Origin of the sequence: Halomonas sp. DP1Y21-3 (assembly GCF_019801245.1) — a bacterium.
Lineage (GTDB): Bacteria > Pseudomonadota > Gammaproteobacteria > Pseudomonadales > Halomonadaceae > Halomonas > Halomonas litopenaei.
Map to the genome: position 1 here is coordinate 957,005 of NZ_JAHVJM010000001.1, position 16,847 is coordinate 973,851.

The window sequence follows — 16,847 nt, forward strand, 5'->3', positions numbered from 1 at the left end:
GAACTCGCTCCACAGCTTTGAGAGTCTGAATCAGCGCCGCCACGGACTCAGTAGGTCAGGCCCCCGGGGTCCGAGGCGAAGCGCTGCTTGTTGCGATAAGGGTAGACGTCGATCACCTGACCGTCGGTGATCGCCGCCTGCAGGCTCTTCCAGTAGTCGGCATCGAAAAGCTCCGGATGCAGTTCGAAGAACAGCTTGCGCAACTGCACATTGGCGAACAGGAAGGGCCCGAATTCCTCGGGGAAAATATCATTGGGTCCCACCGAGTACCAGGGTTCGTCGGCCAGCTCCTGCTCGGGGTAGAGGGGCTCCGGGATATGCCGGAAGTTGCACTCGGTGAGATAGCTCACCTCGTCGTAGTCGTAGAAGATCACCCGCCCGTGGCGGGTCACCCCGAAGTTCTTCAGCAGCATGTCGCCGGGGAAGATGTTGGCCGCTGCCATCTGCTTGATGGCATTGCCGTAGTCCTTGAGCACCGCACGGGTCTCGGTCTCGTCGCACTGTTCCAGATACAGATTCAGCGGGGTCATCATGCGCTCGGTGTAGCAGTGCTTGATGATGACCTTGTCGTCCTTCAGGTAGACGTTGCTCGGCGCCACCTCAAGCAGATGTTCCAGACATTCGGGATCGAAGTGGTCCTTGCGCGACACCAGGTAGGAAAACTCCTGGGTATCGGCCATCCGGCCGACCCGGTCATGGCGCTTGACCAGGCCGTACTTCTCGCGCACGTTGTCGCGACTCATCGCCTTGGACGGGTCGAAGCGATCCTTGATGATCTTGAACACGGTGCGGTGTGAGGGCAGCACGAACACCGCCATCACCATGCCGCGCACCCCGGGGGCGATGATGAACTTGTCCTCGCGCCGCGCGATCTGCTGGTTCAGGGCGCGGAAGAACTCGGTCTTGCCGTGCTTGAAGAAGCCGATGGCAGCGTAGAGTTCGCTGATCGGCTTGTCCGGCATCAGCATGTGCAGGTAGGCCACGAACTCACGGGGCACGGTGGCATCGACCTGGAAGTAGACCCGGGTGAAGGAGAAGATGATCGACACCTCGTCGGGCTCGATCAGCACCGTATCCAGGTGCAGCCCCTTGCCCTCCTCGTGGAGCACCGGCAGCACCAGCGGCACCTGCTCGCCATCGCGGTGGATGCGGCCGACCAGGTAGGCGCCCTTGTTGCGGTAGAAGACGCTCTTCAGCAGTTCGATTTCGGTGTCCGTGCCGTCCGCCAGCCCTTGCGGCAGGTGCTCGACCAGAAAGTCACGCGCCAGATGCCCGCAGTGGCCCAGGTCGATGAACTCCATGCCCAGTTCGGCCCCCTCCAGCGCCTCGGCGATGGCCCTTGACCAATCCCCCTCCACCGCGATGTGTCGGCACAGCTCGATGCCCGAGTGGTGTGACGCGGCGTCCCTGGAGGAGTTGACGAACATCCAGTCATCGCGGATGTGGCGGTGATGAAAGATCGAGCAGAACAGCGAATTGAAGTAGGTCTCGGCCAGCTCGTAGTCGAGTCGCTGACCGATCAGCTCGACATAGTGCCCCTTGGCCTCACGCCAGCACTCGCAGTGGGTCAGGATGTCCTCGTCAAAGGTGCGCTGCAGGCGTCCCAGGGTCTCGTCGACCTTTTCCTGATAGAGGTTGATCCGCTCCGCCGAGGCCTGCTGGGCCTCGCGCCAGGCGGCGTCGCGAAAGCGTCGATTGGCGTCCAGGGTGATCTGCTTGAAGCGCGAGCGGTACTCGTCGAATCCATGCAGGATAGTGGCGGCGATGCGATAGGCAGGGGACAGTTTCATCACGGGGCTCCCGACGGGCGTCAGCTCAGAATGACCGCCGCCGCCACCTTCGGCGAGACGACCAATGTCGACTGTCATGTTGCCGTGCAACATGGCAGCCGCCAAGCCGTCTGTCCAAGCCGGCACACTACGCCCTCGATCACCTCCCCCACCGCCGCCAAAGACCTATTTGCGCCAGAACATCGGGGTCAACAGTACCAGCACGGTCAGGATTTCCAGGCGGCCCATCAGCATCCCCACACACAACAGCCACTTGGCGGCGTCGGGCAGGGTGGAAAAGTTGCCGGCTGGGCCGATGATATCGCCAAGTCCTGGCCCTACGTTGGCCACCGCCGTGGCCGCCCCGGTCAGTGCCGTGACCAGATCGAGGCCCAGCATGGCGAGGGCCAGGGCGAGGCCGGCGATGGTCAGAAAGAAGAAGAAGGAGAAGGCCACCACGCCCCGGCTGATCTCATCGGACAGCGGCGCACCGTTGTAGCGAGAGACGAAGACCCCATGGGTGTGGATCAAGAAGCGCAGCTGGCTGAGCAGCATCTTGATCGCCACCTGGAAGCGAAAGATCTTCATGCCTCCGCTGGTCGACCCACTGCAGCCACCGACAAAGGTCAGATAGAAGAACGCCATGGCGGCGAACGGGCCCCACTGGCTGTAGTCGTCGCTGGCGTAGCCGGTGGTGGTCACCACCGAGACCACGTTGAAGGCGGTGTGAGTCAAGGCATCGAACATCGCCTCGCCTCGCCATACCCGATAGAGGCTGAGGATCAGCGTCACCACCACCAGCAGCCACACCAGCCCACGGACCTGCTCGTCGCGCCACAAGGCCAGCGGCGAGCCGCGCAGAAAGCGGATGTAGAGCACGAAGGGCAAGGCGCCAAGCAGCATGAACAAGGTGCCCATCCACAACAGATGCGGCTGGTCGGCGTAGGCCCCGAAGGAGGCGTCAGAGTTGGCGAAGCCGCCGGTCGACACCGAGCTCATGGCGTGTACCACCGCGTCTACCGGTGCCATGCCGCCGATACCGTAGGCCAGGATCGCCACCAGGGTACCCAGGGCGTATATGCCGAGCGTGGCCTTGGCGATGCCGCCGGTGCGCGGCATTACCTTGTCCGACCAGTCCGAGGATTCGGTCTGAAAAAGGCGCATGCCGCCGACCTTGAGAAACGGCAGGATGGCGATGCCCATGACGATGATGCCGATGCCGCCGAGCCACTGCATCAACCCCCGCCACAGCTTGAGACCATCGGACAGCTGGTCGATATCGGTGAGGATGGTGGAGCCGGTGGTGGTGATCGCCGAGACCGACTCGAACACCGCATTGGTCAGCGACAGATGGGGCGCGCCAAGCACCAGCGGCAGGCTGGCGAAACCGCTGATACTGACCCAGCTCAGGGTGGTCAGCACGAACATCTGCTGGGTCTTGAGCGCCACCGGTATCCGCCAGGTCAGCCACCAGCACATCAGCACCGTGGCCAGCACCACCAGCAGGGAACGAGCGAAGGCCGGCGCGTCGGCGTCGCCTTCCCATACCAGCACCCCCCAGGGCAGCAGCATGAACAGCGCCAGCACCAGCCAAAGTACCGACAGTACCTTGAGGACCGGTGCCCAGTCCCTGCACCAGCGCAGCATCCCTATCCCTCGGGTCATAGCCTGCTCTCTCACCGATTGTCGGGGCTCATCATAGACCAAAGCCGTAGCCAGAGATGCCCCTCGACTCACGGAGTCGTCGCAATCCGGATGACAGATCGCCGCAACATGGCGACAATAGCGCGCCTCGAGCCCGCATTCACGCCATAGGTATCGCCGCGATGTCCCTGCCCTTGCCCATTCTCTACCAGGACGACGATCTGGTGGCGGTGCACAAGCCGTCCGGGCTGCTGGTGCATCGCAGCGCGCTGGCCCGTGGCGAGCGCGAATTCCTGCTGCAGCGCCTGCGCGACCAGTTGGGCCAGCGGGTCTACCCGGTGCATCGGCTCGACCGGCCTACCTCGGGGGTCATGGTGTTCGCGCTGTCCTCGGACATGGCCCGGCGGCTTGCCGAGGCCTTCAACGAGCGCCAGGTGACCAAGCGTTACCTGGCGGTGGTGCGCGGCATCGGCCCCGAGACCGAGCGCATCGACCGGGCACTGCGCGAGGAAGACGGTAGCCGGCCCAAGGCTGAGATGCCGGCGATGCCCGCGATCACCGAGGTGCGCCGACTCGACAGCGTGGAGCTGCCGGTACGTATCGACCGCTACCCTCAGGTTCGCTACTCGCTGATGGAAGCCCGCCCGCTGACCGGCCGGCGCCACCAGATACGCCGTCATCTGTCCGGCATCGGCTACCCGATCATCGGTGACGCCAAGCACGGCAAGGGCAATCACAACCGCTTCTTTCGCGACAGCCTGGACTGCGATCGGCTGCTGCTGGCGGCGACCTCGCTCGAGTTCGAGCATCCTCGCCATCGCACCCCGATGGCGCTGTGCTGCCCACTGGACGCCTGCATGACGCGGCTGTTCGACCGTTTCGGCTGGCGCGCCCACCTGCCCCGGCCAGTCAGCACCACCAACGCCAACGTGACCGCAACGACCCAGCGAGATTCCTGATGAGCACTGACCCCAGCGACAACGACTATGACCTGCGCTTTGGTGGTATTCGCCGTCTCTACGGCACCACCGCCAGCGCCCGTCTGGCGCAAGCCCACGTGGTGGTGGTCGGGGTCGGCGGTGTCGGCAGCTGGGCGGTGGAGGCGCTGGCCAGAAGCGGCGTCGGCAAGCTGACCCTGATCGACCTCGACGACGTCTGCGTATCCAACGTCAATCGTCAGCTTCACGCCCTCGACGGCACCATCGGGCGGCCCAAGGTGGAAGTGCTGGCCGAGCGCTGCCGGGCCATCCACCCCGGCATCGAGGTCATCGCCGATGTCGCCTTCGCCACCCCGACCAATCTCGCCGAACGCATTCCCGAGGACGCCGATCATCTGATCGACGCCATCGACAGCGTGGTGGCCAAGGCCGCACTGATCGCCTGGTGCAAGCGCCGCAAGCTGCCGCTGACGGTCACCGGTGCCGCCGGCGGCCAGACCGACCCCACCCGGATCAAGGTGGCCGACCTGACCCGCACGGAGCATGACCCCCTGCTTGCCAAGGTGCGCTCGCGCCTGCGCCGCGACCATGGCTTTTCGCGCAACCCCAAGCGCCGCTTCAGCGTCGAGTGCGTCTACTCCGACGAGCAGCTGGTCTACCCCGGCCAGGACGGTGAGGTCTGCCACACCAAGCCTGGTGCCGGCGAGTCCACGCGCCTGGACTGCGAGAGCGGCTTCGGCGCCGCCACCTTTGTTACCGGCAGCTTCGGCTTTGTCGCCGCCTCGCGGGCGCTGGCCAGACTGACCCGGGTGAAATGAGCCAGACAAGGAACCGACCATGACAACCCCGCAATCCCCCCTTCCGGTGCCCGGCATCTATCGCCACTACAAGGGCCCGCTCTACGAGGTGACCGGCGTCGCCCATCACAGCGAAAGCGAAGAGGCCCTGGTGGTGTACCGCGCGCTCTACGGGGACTACGGCCTGTGGGTGCGCCCGCTTGAGATGTTCTGCGAGAGCGTCGACGTCGAAGGTGTCACCACTCCGCGCTTTGCCCTCGAGAAGGCGTTCTAGGGCTTGTCTGAAAACTGCCTGCGCTCGGTAATACGGCGTTAAAAATCGGATCAACATGCTCATTTACACCCCGTAAACTGCGCTTTCTCACCGATTTTTGCCTTGTCTAACCATCGCTCGTCGACTTTTCCGACAGCGCCTAGCAGGCCCTGACGGCGCCCGGATCCATGTCGTCGGTCCGACGCTGCCAGTTCGATAACGCTGGTCCAACAGCGCCAGCCCGGCGAGGCGAGTCCATACGCCCTTGCCAGCGCGCAGGCAACGGAACACGCAGACGCAAAAAAGGGGAAGCCGCTGGCCTCCCCTTTTTGCTTGCCTGGGCGCTGTCGATGCAATGCGCCAGCGCTAAATCACTCTTCGCCGCCGGCCTTTTGCATTTGCGTCTGCAGATACGCCTGCAAGCCGACCTTGTCCATCAGGCCCAGCTCGGTCTCGATGATGTCGATGTGCTCTTCCTCGTCGTCGAGGATCTTCTGGAACAGGTCACGGCTGACGTAGTCCCGCACCTGCTCGCAGTACGTGATGGCTTCGATCAGGTCGTCACGCCCGGTATGTTCCGCAGCCAGGTCGGCCTCGAGCATCTCGCGGGTGTCCTCGCCGATATGCAGCTTGCCGAGGTCCTGCAGGTTGGGGATGCCTTCGAGAAAGAGGATGCGCTCGATCAGAATGTCGGCGTGCTTCATCTCTTCGATGGACTCGTCGTACTCCCACTTGGCCAGCCGGGCCAGGCCCCAGTCCTTGTACATCTTGGCGTGCAGGAAGTACTGATTGATGGCCACCAACTCGTTGCCCAGCACCTTGTTGAGATGCTCGATGACCTTGGGATCGCCTTTCATGGAAAACTCCTCAGTGCTTGCCGGACATGTGCTTGCCGGTCATGTGCTTGCCGGTCATGTGCTTGCCGGTGATTGCCGACCGGCCGTGGCCAGTCGTCGTTGATCGAACCGTCTTGCATCGGACGCCGCAGAGGCGACGTCTCTCCTTGGCCTCGCCCGCCTTCACAGGGCAACAGACGCGGGGCTACAGACACACTGGCACGACAAGCAATGCCCTACCAGCTCCCGTCAAGAAGCAGTATAGGGCATCCATGAAAAAACTCAATAAAATCAGAATCTTGAAAACCGCAACTACAACGATATCGATTGCTAATTCAAAAGACTACCGCAAAGGAAGTAGCGCAAGAGCGTACCGACGACCAAGGCTATACCGCATAGGCCAGCGCTTCGACTTCCAGACTCGACGCTTCCTGGATGGCGTCGCGGGTGATCTGCTTGCCCACACAGGCGCATTTGCCGCACTGGGTGCCACAACCGGTCTCACGCTGAACCTGACGCCAGCTACGCGCGCCGTCATCGACGCTCTGACGAATCTGTCGGTCACTGACCCCTTTGCACAGGCATACGTACATCGCCATCTCTCCTGAATCACTATAGGCAATGTAAATGATTCCCATAGCTACACGCAACCTTTTCAAGAGTAATTCGTATTTACTTTAGCTAAAGATTTGAATTTACATGACTCAGCTCAAGCGTTGCCCCTGCCGACAGCCAATCGACAGCATCCAGAAAACCAGGAACGAAACAGAGGGGAGCGACTCGTGCAGGCTGGATGGGGAGGGGCCGAGCAGCATCTCAGGGAGAACGTCGGCCGGGCGCTGCAGAGGGTAAAGGTTCGATGGCAGACGCCCGAGCCGGGCTAAGGCGTAAGCTGCCCTGTTCAGGAGTCTCGCGTAAGCGCTCGTTGCAGGGCTATCGCTTCGTTGCCTTCGGCAGCACTACCACCTGAGTGCCAGACGCCAGATCCGCCCAGCTGCGCCGTTCCGCGTCGAACAGCACCCACCAGTGGCCCAGCCCCAGCGGCACGAAGGAAAACGCTCCCACGGCGAAGCGCAGCATGGTCTGACGCAGGCTGATGGGCCCGCCGTCGAGGGTCTGGACGCGCAGGCGCCAGGCCTGCATCCCCAGGGTCATGCCCCCGCGGCGCCAGAAGAAGGCAAAAAAGGCAAAGGCCGCGACCACCAGCAGCAGTCGCAGGCTGAGCACCTGCCAGACGCCTGCCCCCACGTCTTCCGGGGCCAGGCCCAGCAGCTTGCGCACCACCAGCACGTGCAAGGTGGTGATCGCGATCCAGATGGCCAGCAACAGAAAGCTGTCGTAGAACATGGCGCCCAGACGCCGGCCCAACCCCGCGGGCCAGACATCATCGAGATGGGGAAAGCGTCGTGTCATTGGGTTTGCTCAGCAGGTGGAGTCTCGGCAAGGCGCATACTAACGTTGGCGCCGGGGCGATCGAGAGTGCCCAAGCCGGCGCCGGGCATGCCGCCCCTCATCCCGACCGCCTCAATAGGTGAAGTCCCAGCAGGGCGCACACTAACGTTGGGGCCGGGGCGATCGAGAGTGCCCAAGCCGGCGCCAGGCATGCCGCCCTTCACCCCGACCGCCTCAATAGGTGAAGTCCCAGCAGGGCGCACACGAGTGTGGGGGCCAGCACCGCCCAAGCCGGCGAAAAGCCGAATACCGTGGAGGCCGGTGCCAGCAGATCCTGCAGGTACTTGAACACCAGCCCGGTGATGACCCCGTAGAATACCCTCGTCCCGGCGGCCACGGTGCGCAGCGGGCCGAACACGAAGGACGCCGCCACCAGCACCAGCGAGGCCATGGTCAGGGGCATCAGCATCTTCTGCCAGAAGTACAGAAGCGGCTGGGTGGCCTCCAGGCCCTGCTCGTCCAGATAGTCGGCGTAGGCCCACAGCTCGCTCGGTGCCTGGGTCTCCACGTCGCGCAGCAGACGCGACAGCTGAGTCGGCGACAGGCTGGTGTCCCAGCGCAGGCTAGCCACCTTGTCGACCTCGGTGCGGTCATCGGCAAAGCGGGTCGTCTCGACCTGCTGCAACTCCCAGAAGTCGCCCTGCCACACCGCACGCCTGGCAGTGGTTACCGAATCCAGCCGGTGGCCGTCGAATTCGTAGCGGGTCAGATCCAGCACGGTGTCGTCGGCGCGAATCGCACCAAAGCGATAGAAGTCGTCGCCCTCGCGCTGCCAGCCACCGCGTTCGGTGACCACCGCGCCCTCGCCCTGCATCTGCTGCACCTTCCAGGCGTGGGCGAACTGCTCGGTTCTGGGGCTGACGAACTCTGCCACCGTCAGCACGATCACCACCACCAGGATGATCGGCTTCATCACCCCCCAGACGATGCGCGCCAGCGACCGTCCCGCCGCCCGCATCACCGTCAGCTCGTTGTTGGAAGCCATGCTGCCGAGTCCGATCAGGGCGCCGATCAGCACCCCTACCGGGGCATACTGATAAAAGCGCCAGGGCAGGCGCATGCACAGAAACAGGAAGACCTCGAAGGCACCATAGCCGCCTTCGATGTCTCCGAGGTCATCGATATAGGTGATGATCAGGTCCAGGCCCAGCAGCACCACCTGCACTACCAGAATGGCAGCGAGGACGTTGCGGGCGATGTAGCCGTCCAGGCGATCGAGAATCATCCGCTCATTCCCTTGCGTTGGGCATTGAAGGCCAGTCCCAGGCCGAGGATCAGGAAGCCTGCGTGGATCGGCCACATGCCGATGACGGCAGGCAGGCTGCCGCTGCCGATGGCGTCCATGGCCGCCAGCAGCAGACTCAGGTAGGCCACGTACAGAAAGATCGCCGGCAGCAGCTTGGCAAAGCGGCCCTGGCGTGGATTGACCCGGGACAGCGGCTGGGCCAGCAGGGTCAGCACGAACACCATCAGGGGAGCGCCGAGTCGCCACTGCAACTGGGCCCTGGCCTCGGGCGAAGCGTCATTCAGCAGGGTCGTGGTGGTGGCAAACTCCGCCGAGTCGGTCTCGACCGCCTCCACCGCCCGCGCCAGACGCACGGCGTAGGTACCGAACTCGAGCCGCTCGGCGTCGGCACGACCGGCCTCTGCGCTATAGCGTTCACCGTCTTCCAGCACCAGATAGCGACTGCCAGTGTCCGGATCCACCGACTGGTAGCCCTGGGTCGCCCGGGTCACCACGCTCTCGGGGGAGCCGTCATTGCGCTTCTGGCGTTCGCTGATGAACACCTCCTGCATGCGCTCGCCGTCCTCGGACACGTCGCTGGCGTAGGCGATACGCCCACTGCCGAACTCCTGAAAACGCCCTGGCGCCAGCGCCGAGAAGTCGAGCTTGCTGCGCTGTTCTTCCAGCACCAGTTCGTTGTGCAAGGCACCGGCGGGGGTCAGCCACAGGCTGAATATCCCGACCAGCAGTGCCACCAGGGCGGCGGGCACCAGGCTGACCGTCAGCAAGCGGTTGGGGCTGGTGCCGCAGGCCACCAGCACGGTGATCTCGCTGTTGAGGTAGAGCTGGCCGTAGGCCAGCAGAATTCCGAGAAAGAACGCCAGCGGCAGGATCAGCTCGAGAAAGCCCGGCATGTGATAGAGCATCAGCGAGCCGAGGATGTTCGCCGGGATCTCGCCTTCGGCGGCGTTGGCAAAATAGCGGATAAACCGACTGCCCATGATCACCAGCAGCAGCACCCCGGCCACCGCCGACATGGTCAGCAGAATCTCGCGGGTGAGGTAACGGAATATGATCAATGCGCGCTCCTGCTCTCGGTCGTCCTCACCGGTCGTCCCTGATCCAGTATAGGTCCCTGATCGACGTCTCTACCCGATCGGTCGCTGCGGCCACGGTGATCATGCAAACCCCGGGGGCCTTGGGTACACTGGATGGACTCGGCATCGTGCCGGCATTATCCAGAATCCCCCCACACTTGTCTTGTGGAGTCAGCATGGAATTCCCTGTAAAGACGGCCAACCCGGTCAAGATCGAGACCGCTTGCCTGGTCATCCCGGTGTTCAAGGACGGTGAACTTACTCCTGCCGCCGCCAAGCTCGACGACGCCAGCGAGCGTCTGATCGGACAGTTGATCGAGCGTGGCGATTTCAACGCCAAGCTCGGCAACGTCCAGCTGGTGCCCTTTGCGCCGGGGCTGTGCGCCGACCGCCTGCTGCTGGTCGGCTTCGGCGAGCGCGACAAGTGCCACGAAGGCGCCTTCTGCAAGGCCGTGGACGCCGCCTTCGCGAGCCTCGGTCAGCTGACCGTGGACGAAGTCTCGGTAGCCCTCACCGACGTGCCCGTCGAGGATCGCGACGCCGGCTGGAAGGCCCACAAGATCGCCGAGAGCGCGCTTCGCGCCAGCTACCGCTTCACCGACTTCAAGCAAGACAGTGGCCCGGCCCCCAGCCTCAAGACGGTGTCGATCCTGCTCAGCGAGGGCGAAGACCAGAACGCGGCCAGCGAAGGCGCCCGCCAGGGTGCCGCCGTGGGCCAGGGCATCAACCTGGCCCGCCAGCTCGGCAACCTGCCGGGCAACGTCTGCACGCCGCGCTACCTCGCCAGCGAGGCCGAGCGCCTGGCCAGCGAATCCGATGGCGCCCTGACCACCGAGATCCTCGACGAGGCAGCCCTCGAGGAGCTCGGCGCGCACTCGCTGTTGTCGGTCGGTCATGGCAGCGACGAGCCGTCGCGGCTGATCGTGATGCGCTATCAAGGCGCGGACGACGAAAACGAGTCGCCCCACGTGCTCGTCGGCAAGGGCATCACCTTCGACACCGGCGGCATCTCGCTCAAGCCCGGTGCCGGCATGGACGAGATGAAGTTCGACATGTGCGGCGCCGCCAGCGTGTTCGGCGCGGTAGCCTCGATCCTGGCGATCAAGCCGAAGATCAACCTGGTCGCCATCGTCGCCGCCGCCGAGAACATGCCCAGCGGTCGTGCGACCAAGCCTGGCGACATCATCAAGACGCTGAAGGGGCTGTCGGTGGAAGTGCTCAACACCGACGCCGAGGGCCGCCTGGTGCTGTGTGATGCCCTGACCTACGCCGAGCGCTTCGAGCCGGCCAGCGTCGTCGACATCGCCACCCTCACCGGTGCCGCCATCATTGCGCTCGGCCACCACGCCACCGGCCTGATGTCCAACGACGACGACCTGGCGCTGGACCTTCTCGACGCCGGCGAAACCGCCTGGGATCGCGCCTGGCATCTGCCGCTGTGGGACGAGTACCAGGAACAGCTGGACTCCAACTTCGCCGACCTTGCCAACATCGGCGGGCGCCCGGCGGGCACCATCACCGCCGGCTGTTTCCTGTCGCGCTTCGCCACCGACTTCCCCTGGGCGCACCTGGACGTGGCCGGCACCGCCTGGAACAGCGGCAGCGCCAAGGGTGCCACAGGCCGCCCAGTGGGCCTGCTGACCCGCTACCTGCTCGACCGCGAGGCAGAGGTGGTCAACACCGACCAGGACTGACCCGGCAAGTCCGCCGTCCACGCGGGCGCCGACAGACGTCGGCACCCGCCCCGGCGGGCTTCCCCGTCCTACAGGCTTTCCCGACCCACAGGCTTTCCCGAAAGGGCGAGCCTGTGTCATTCTGATTCCATCGGCAGGCGCGATGCCTGCCCACCCCATCCCGGTCGAGCCCCCTGACTCGACCTCGATCCGCTGTCGCCGCAGAGCCCTTGCGGCGCGATACGATTCTGGAGAACGACCCGTGTCCATCCAAGGCTTCTCGCTCGAGCCCAACGCCAACGCCACCGACGCGAGCATCCGTAACACCATTCTCGAGAACCCGGGCTTCGGTCGTCACTTCACCGACCACATGGCCCACATCCGCTGGACCGAGGACGCCGGCTTCCACGGCCATCAGGTACGTCCCTACGGCCCGCTGTCACTGGACCCGGCCGCCTCGGTGCTGCACTACGCCCAGGAAATCTTCGAGGGCATGAAGGCCTACCGCCACGCCGACGGCAGCGTCTGGACCTTCCGCCCGGAAAAGAACGCCGCGCGCTTTCGCGCCAGCGCCCGTCGCCTGGCCCTGCCGGAGCTGTCCGACGAGGACTTCATCGGCGCGGTCAAGGCGCTGGTCGCCCAGGACATCGACTGGGTGCCGACGCCGGCAAGCGCAGCCGAGGAATCCAGCCTCTACCTGCGACCCTTCATGATCGCCTCCGAGGCCTTCCTTGGCGTGCGCCCGTCCAAGGAGGTGGACTTCTACGTCATCGCCTCGCCGGTGGCGGCCTACTTCAAGGGTGGGGTCAAGCCGGTATCGATCTGGCTGTCGTCGAACTACAACCGCGCCGCCCCCGGCGGCACCGGCTACGCCAAGTGCGGCGGCAACTACGCCGCCTCGCTGCTGGCCCAGAAGGAAGCCGCCGACCACGGCTGCGACCAGGTGGCCTTCCTCGACGCCGTGGAAAACACCTGGATCGAGGAACTCGGCGGCATGAACCTGTTCTTCGTCACCCGTGACGGCCGTCTGGTCACCCCGCGCCTGACCGGCACCATCCTCGAGGGGGTGACCCGGGATTCCATGCTCGAACTGGCCAAGGATGAAGGCCTGACCCCGGAAGAGCGCCCCATCAGCATCGACGAGTGGCGCGATGGCGTGGCCTCCGGCGAAATCACCGAAGTCTTTGCCTGCGGTACCGCCGCGGTCATCACCCCCATCGGGCGACTGGTCAGCGAGGACGGCGTGATCGAGCACCCCGAGGGCAACGAGGTGGCCAGCCGACTGCGCAAGCGTCTGCTCGACATCCAGTACGGCCGTGTCGAAGACACCCATGGCTGGCTGACCCGTCTTGCCTGATCCGGCTCCTTCCCTACTAAAAGGCCGCCCCCGGGCGGCCTTCGTTCAGCCATCAAGTCAGAGCGCATGACCAAGATCGACTTCTACATCCTGCCGGACACCACCCTCGAGGCTCGCCTCGCCTTCGCCTGTCGGCTGACCGAGACCATCGCCCGCAAGGGCTACCGGCTCTACCTGTACGCCGAAGACGAAGCCATGGCCCGTGAGCTCGACCAGCGTCTGTGGGACTTTCGTCCCGACGCCTTCGTCCCCCATGCGCTCGAGGCCGGGGGCGGGGCCGATGCAAGAGCGGCCGGGGGCGGGGCCGATGCAAGAGCGGCCGGGGGCGGGGCCGGTATGCAAGAGACCGGCGACGGGGCCGATGCAAGAGAGGCCGGTGCCGGGACAACAGAGGCCGGTATCGAGAACGCAAGGCCGGTACCCGTCACCATCGGCTGGCAGGGGCCGCCGCAAAGCCTCGACCCGCCGCCCCAGGCGATGCTCAACCTGTCGCCGGAAATCCCCGAGTGGTTTTCTCGCTTCGAGCGGGTGGCCGAGATCATCAACCAGCACCAGGACGTGCTGACGGTCAAGCGCGAGTGCTGGAAGACCTACAAGCAGCGCGGCTACCCGGTCACACCGCACCACCTCAAGGGTCAGGGGTAGGCTCCTGTCACCAAATCCTCTGGACACTGCCGGTCATCCCGTCAGCCCCTGACGCCCCGCCTCGGATCAGGGTATAATCGAGCCCATTTTTCGCAGGCCTCACTCGCGCAACCGCTCTTCGGCGGGAAGCTTTCGAGCCCGAGCGCCGGCTGTCGAACTCCAAGCCCAGCGCCATGCGCGAGCCTCTGTCTCGTGCCTGGCATGCCCCGGGCTCCGCTAGCAAGAGTACCCCATGGACAAGACCTACCAACCCGAAAGCATCGAAGCCCGCTGGTACGAGCGCTGGGAAAACGACGGACGGTTCGCGCCCTCGGGCAAGGGCGCCCCCTTCGCCATCATGATTCCGCCACCCAACGTCACCGGCAGCCTGCACATGGGTCACGCCTTCCAGGACACCATCATGGACACCCTGATCCGCTGGCGGCGGATGCAGGGTCGCAACACCCTGTGGCAGGTGGGCACCGACCACGCCGGCATCGCCACCCAGATGCTGGTGGAGCGCAAGGTCGCCGCCGAGGAAGGCAAGACGCGCCACGACCTGGGGCGCGAGGCCTTCATCGACAAGGTGTGGGAATGGAAGCATGAGTCCGGCGGCCATATCACCCGCCAGCTCCGTCGCATGGGCGCAAGCCTCGACTGGAGCCGCGAGCGCTTCACCATGGATGAGGGCTTCTACAAGGCGGTGCAGGAGGTCTTCGTCCGCCTGTACGAAGAGGATCTGGTGTATCGCGGCAAGCGCCTGGTCAACTGGGACCCGACGCTGAACACCGCCATCTCCGATCTCGAGGTCGAGAATCGCGACCAGCAGGGTCAGTTCTGGCACTTCCGCTATCCGTTGGCCGACGGTGTCACCACCGACGCCGGCCTCGACCATCTGGTGGTCGCCACCACCCGCCCCGAGACCCTGCTCGGCGACAGCGCCGTGGCGGTCAATCCCGACGACGAGCGCTACGCCTCGCTGGTCGGCAAGTTCGTCGAGCTTCCGCTGGTCGGCCGTCGCATCCCCATCGTCGCCGATGAGCACGCCGACATGGACAAGGGCTCGGGCTGCGTGAAGATCACCCCGGCCCACGACTTCAACGACTATGAAGTCGGCAAGCGCGCTGGTCTTCCGCTGATCAATGTCTTCTCGAAGACCGCCCATATCCTCGAGGCCGCCGAGGCCTTCGACATCCAGGGCCGTCCGCTGACCGACATCGACACTAGCCTGCCTGCGGCCTACGCCGGCCTCGACCGCTTTGCCGCTCGCAAGGCCATCGTCGCCGACATGGAGGCCAAGGGCCTGCTCGAGAAGACCGAAACGGTCAACAACACCCTGCCCTACGGCGATCGTTCCGGTGACGTGATCGAGCCGCTGCTGACCGATCAATGGTTCGTGGCGGTGGAAACCCTGGCCAAGCCGGCCATCGAGGCGGTGGAGAACGGCGACATCCAGTTCGTGCCCAAGAATTACGAGAACATGTACTTCTCGTGGATGCGTGATCTGCAGGACTGGTGCATCTCGCGCCAGCTGTGGTGGGGCCACCGTATCCCTGCCTGGTATGACCAGAAGGGCAACGTCTATGTGGCGCGCACCGAAGCCGAGGCCCGCGAAAAGCACGGCATCGCAGGCGACGTCGCCCTGACCCAGGACGAGGACGTACTCGACACCTGGTTCAGCTCCGGGCTGTGGACCTTCGGCACCCTCGGCTGGCCCGAGCAGACCGAAGAGCTCAAGACCTTCCATCCCAGCAGCGTGCTGGTGACCGGCTTTGACATCATCTTCTTCTGGGTCGCGCGGATGATCATGCTGACCCTCAAGTTCACCGACGAGGTGCCGTTCAAGACGGTCTACGTCCACGGCCTGGTGCGTGACGGCCAGGGCCAGAAGATGTCCAAGTCCAAGGGCAACGTGCTCGACCCCATCGACCTGATCGACGGCATCGATCTGGAGGCGCTGGTCGACAAGCGCACCGGCAACATGATGCAGCCGCAGAAGGCCAAGGCCATCGCCAAGGCGACCCGTTCGGAGTTCCCCGACGGCATCGAGGCCCACGGCACCGACGCCCTGCGCTACACCTTCCTGTCCCAGGCCACCACCGGTCGCGACATCAAGTTCGACATGGGCCGGCTGGACGGCTACCGCAACTTCTGCAACAAGCTGTGGAACGCCTCTCGCTACGTCTTGATGAACGCCGAGAACGAGGACTGCGGCCGCGAAGGCGGCGAGGTCGAGCTGTCGCTGGCCGACCGCTGGATCGAGGCCCGCCTGCAGCAGACGGTGGATCAGGTCACCCGTGCGATGGAGGAGTTCCGCTTCGACCACGCCTCCCAGGCGCTTTACGACTTCGTCTGGAACGAGTACTGCGACTGGTATCTGGAGCTGTCCAAGCCGGTACTGTGGGACGAAGGCGCCAGCGAGGCCGCCAAGCGCGGCACCCGGCGCACCCTGGTGCGGGTGCTGGAAGCCATCCTGCGCCTGGCCCATCCGATGATGCCCTACATCTCCGAGGAGATCTGGCAGCGCGTGGCGCCGCTCGCCGGCACCCTGGAAGGCGACAACGACTCGCTGATGGCCAAGGCCTGGCCGCTGTCGGATGAGGCGTTGATCGACCAGGACGCGATCCGTGACATCGAATGGCTCAAGGGGGTGATCGTGGCGGTGCGCAATATCCGCGCCGAGATGAACATCGCCCCGGGCAAGCCGCTCGACGCCCTGCTGACCAAGGGCAGCGAGGCCGACCAGGCGCGCCTGAGCGCCAATCGCCTGTTCCTGTCCAAGCTGGCCAAGCTGTCGTCCATCGAGTGGCTCGATGACGCCAGCACGGCGCCGCTGTCCGCCACCCAGCTGGTCGGCGACATGGAAGTACTGGTGCCGATGGCGGACCTGATCGACAAGGACGCCGAGCTCGCCCGCCTGGGCAAGGAGATCGACAAGCAGGACAAGTTGATCGGCGGCGTCGAGAAGAAGCTCGCCAACGAAGGCTTCGTGGCCAAGGCCCCGGCCGCCGTCATCGACAAGGAGCGCGGCAAGCTCGAGGAGTACCAGGCCGCCCGCCGGGTGCTGGTCGAACAGCGCGACAAGATCGCGGCCCTGTAGTCGCAGCGCTCTAGTCGCAGCGCTCTAGTCGAGTCCCGGCCCAAGCCGGCACGACCGACGTCAGCACCACCCGAGCCGACCC

14 protein-coding genes are annotated in these 16,847 nt (G+C 64.7%); 7 read left to right on the plus strand and 7 right to left on the minus strand.

Annotated features, from left to right (window positions below; genetic code table 11):
* Window positions 1-47 precede the first annotated feature (47 nt).
* Both aceK and KUV74_RS04145 read right to left on the minus strand, forming a co-directional pair.
* A complete protein-coding gene (gene aceK / locus KUV74_RS04140) occupies window positions 48-1,790 on the minus strand; it encodes a bifunctional isocitrate dehydrogenase kinase/phosphatase (RefSeq protein WP_108131228.1) in 1,743 nt (580 codons plus the stop codon).
* A gap of 165 nt (window positions 1,791-1,955) precedes the next feature.
* Window positions 1,956-3,434 carry a TrkH family potassium uptake protein gene (locus KUV74_RS04145; protein ID WP_045993073.1) on the minus strand — a complete coding sequence of 493 codons (1,479 nt, stop codon included), beginning with the start codon at window positions 3,432-3,434 and terminating at the stop codon, window positions 1,956-1,958.
* Window positions 3,435-3,595: 161 nt separating this feature from the next.
* Here KUV74_RS04145 and KUV74_RS04150 point away from each other — a divergent pair, with 161 nt between their 5' ends.
* From KUV74_RS04150 to KUV74_RS04160, 3 genes are read left to right on the plus strand one after another with little or no spacing between them, the layout of a single operon-like run.
* Window positions 3,596-4,372, plus strand: coding sequence for a pseudouridine synthase (locus KUV74_RS04150; protein WP_222515689.1), 777 nt, complete (start codon window positions 3,596-3,598; stop codon window positions 4,370-4,372).
* Window positions 4,372-5,169 carry a tRNA cyclic N6-threonylcarbamoyladenosine(37) synthase TcdA gene (gene tcdA, locus KUV74_RS04155; protein WP_222515690.1) on the plus strand — a complete coding sequence of 266 codons (798 nt, stop codon included), beginning with the start codon at window positions 4,372-4,374 and terminating at the stop codon, window positions 5,167-5,169. The genes KUV74_RS04150 and tcdA overlap by 1 nt, the downstream gene beginning before the upstream one ends.
* A gap of 19 nt (window positions 5,170-5,188) precedes the next feature.
* Window positions 5,189-5,422 carry a DUF1653 domain-containing protein gene (locus KUV74_RS04160; RefSeq protein WP_045993070.1) on the plus strand — a complete coding sequence of 78 codons (234 nt, stop codon included), beginning with the start codon at window positions 5,189-5,191 and terminating at the stop codon, window positions 5,420-5,422.
* A gap of 350 nt (window positions 5,423-5,772) precedes the next feature.
* Here the strand turns inward: KUV74_RS04160 and bfr are convergent, their stop codons facing one another.
* The 5 genes from bfr to lptF form a co-directional block, all read right to left on the minus strand.
* Window positions 5,773-6,258: a bacterioferritin gene (gene bfr, locus KUV74_RS04165; protein ID WP_045994716.1), complete on the minus strand. Its 486-nt coding sequence runs from the start codon at window positions 6,256-6,258 to the stop codon at window positions 5,773-5,775.
* Between the two features lie 365 nt (window positions 6,259-6,623).
* Entirely contained in the window at window positions 6,624-6,830 is a 207-nt protein-coding gene (locus KUV74_RS04170; RefSeq protein ID WP_045994717.1) for a bacterioferritin-associated ferredoxin, read from the minus strand.
* A 340-nt stretch (window positions 6,831-7,170) separates the two neighbouring features.
* Window positions 7,171-7,650, minus strand: a complete 480-nt coding sequence (locus KUV74_RS04175; protein WP_222515691.1) for an RDD family protein — start codon at window positions 7,648-7,650, stop codon at window positions 7,171-7,173.
* Between the two features lie 199 nt (window positions 7,651-7,849).
* Window positions 7,850-8,914, minus strand: a complete 1,065-nt coding sequence (gene lptG, locus KUV74_RS04180; RefSeq protein ID WP_222515692.1) for an LPS export ABC transporter permease LptG — start codon at window positions 8,912-8,914, stop codon at window positions 7,850-7,852.
* Window positions 8,911-9,993: an LPS export ABC transporter permease LptF gene (gene lptF, locus KUV74_RS04185; protein WP_083970631.1), complete on the minus strand. Its 1,083-nt coding sequence runs from the start codon at window positions 9,991-9,993 to the stop codon at window positions 8,911-8,913. Before lptF ends, lptG begins: the two co-directional genes overlap by 4 nt.
* A 194-nt stretch (window positions 9,994-10,187) precedes the next feature.
* Here lptF and KUV74_RS04190 point away from each other — a divergent pair, with 194 nt between their 5' ends.
* The 4 genes from KUV74_RS04190 (at window position 10,188) to KUV74_RS04210 (ending at window position 16,765) form a co-directional block, all read left to right on the plus strand.
* A complete protein-coding gene (locus KUV74_RS04190; RefSeq protein WP_222515693.1) occupies window positions 10,188-11,705 on the plus strand; it encodes a leucyl aminopeptidase in 1,518 nt (505 codons plus the stop codon).
* A 241-nt stretch (window positions 11,706-11,946) separates the two neighbouring features.
* Entirely contained in the window at window positions 11,947-13,041 is a 1,095-nt protein-coding gene (locus KUV74_RS04195) for a branched-chain amino acid aminotransferase (protein WP_045994721.1), read from the plus strand.
* A 66-nt stretch (window positions 13,042-13,107) separates the two neighbouring features.
* On the plus strand, window positions 13,108-13,686 hold the full coding sequence (locus KUV74_RS20780) for a DNA polymerase III subunit chi (RefSeq protein ID WP_261395074.1): 579 nt from the start codon (window positions 13,108-13,110) through the stop codon (window positions 13,684-13,686).
* A 232-nt stretch (window positions 13,687-13,918) separates the two neighbouring features.
* On the plus strand, window positions 13,919-16,765 hold the full coding sequence (locus KUV74_RS04210) for a valine--tRNA ligase (protein ID WP_222515694.1): 2,847 nt from the start codon (window positions 13,919-13,921) through the stop codon (window positions 16,763-16,765).
* The last annotated feature ends 82 nt before the right edge of the window (window positions 16,766-16,847 follow it).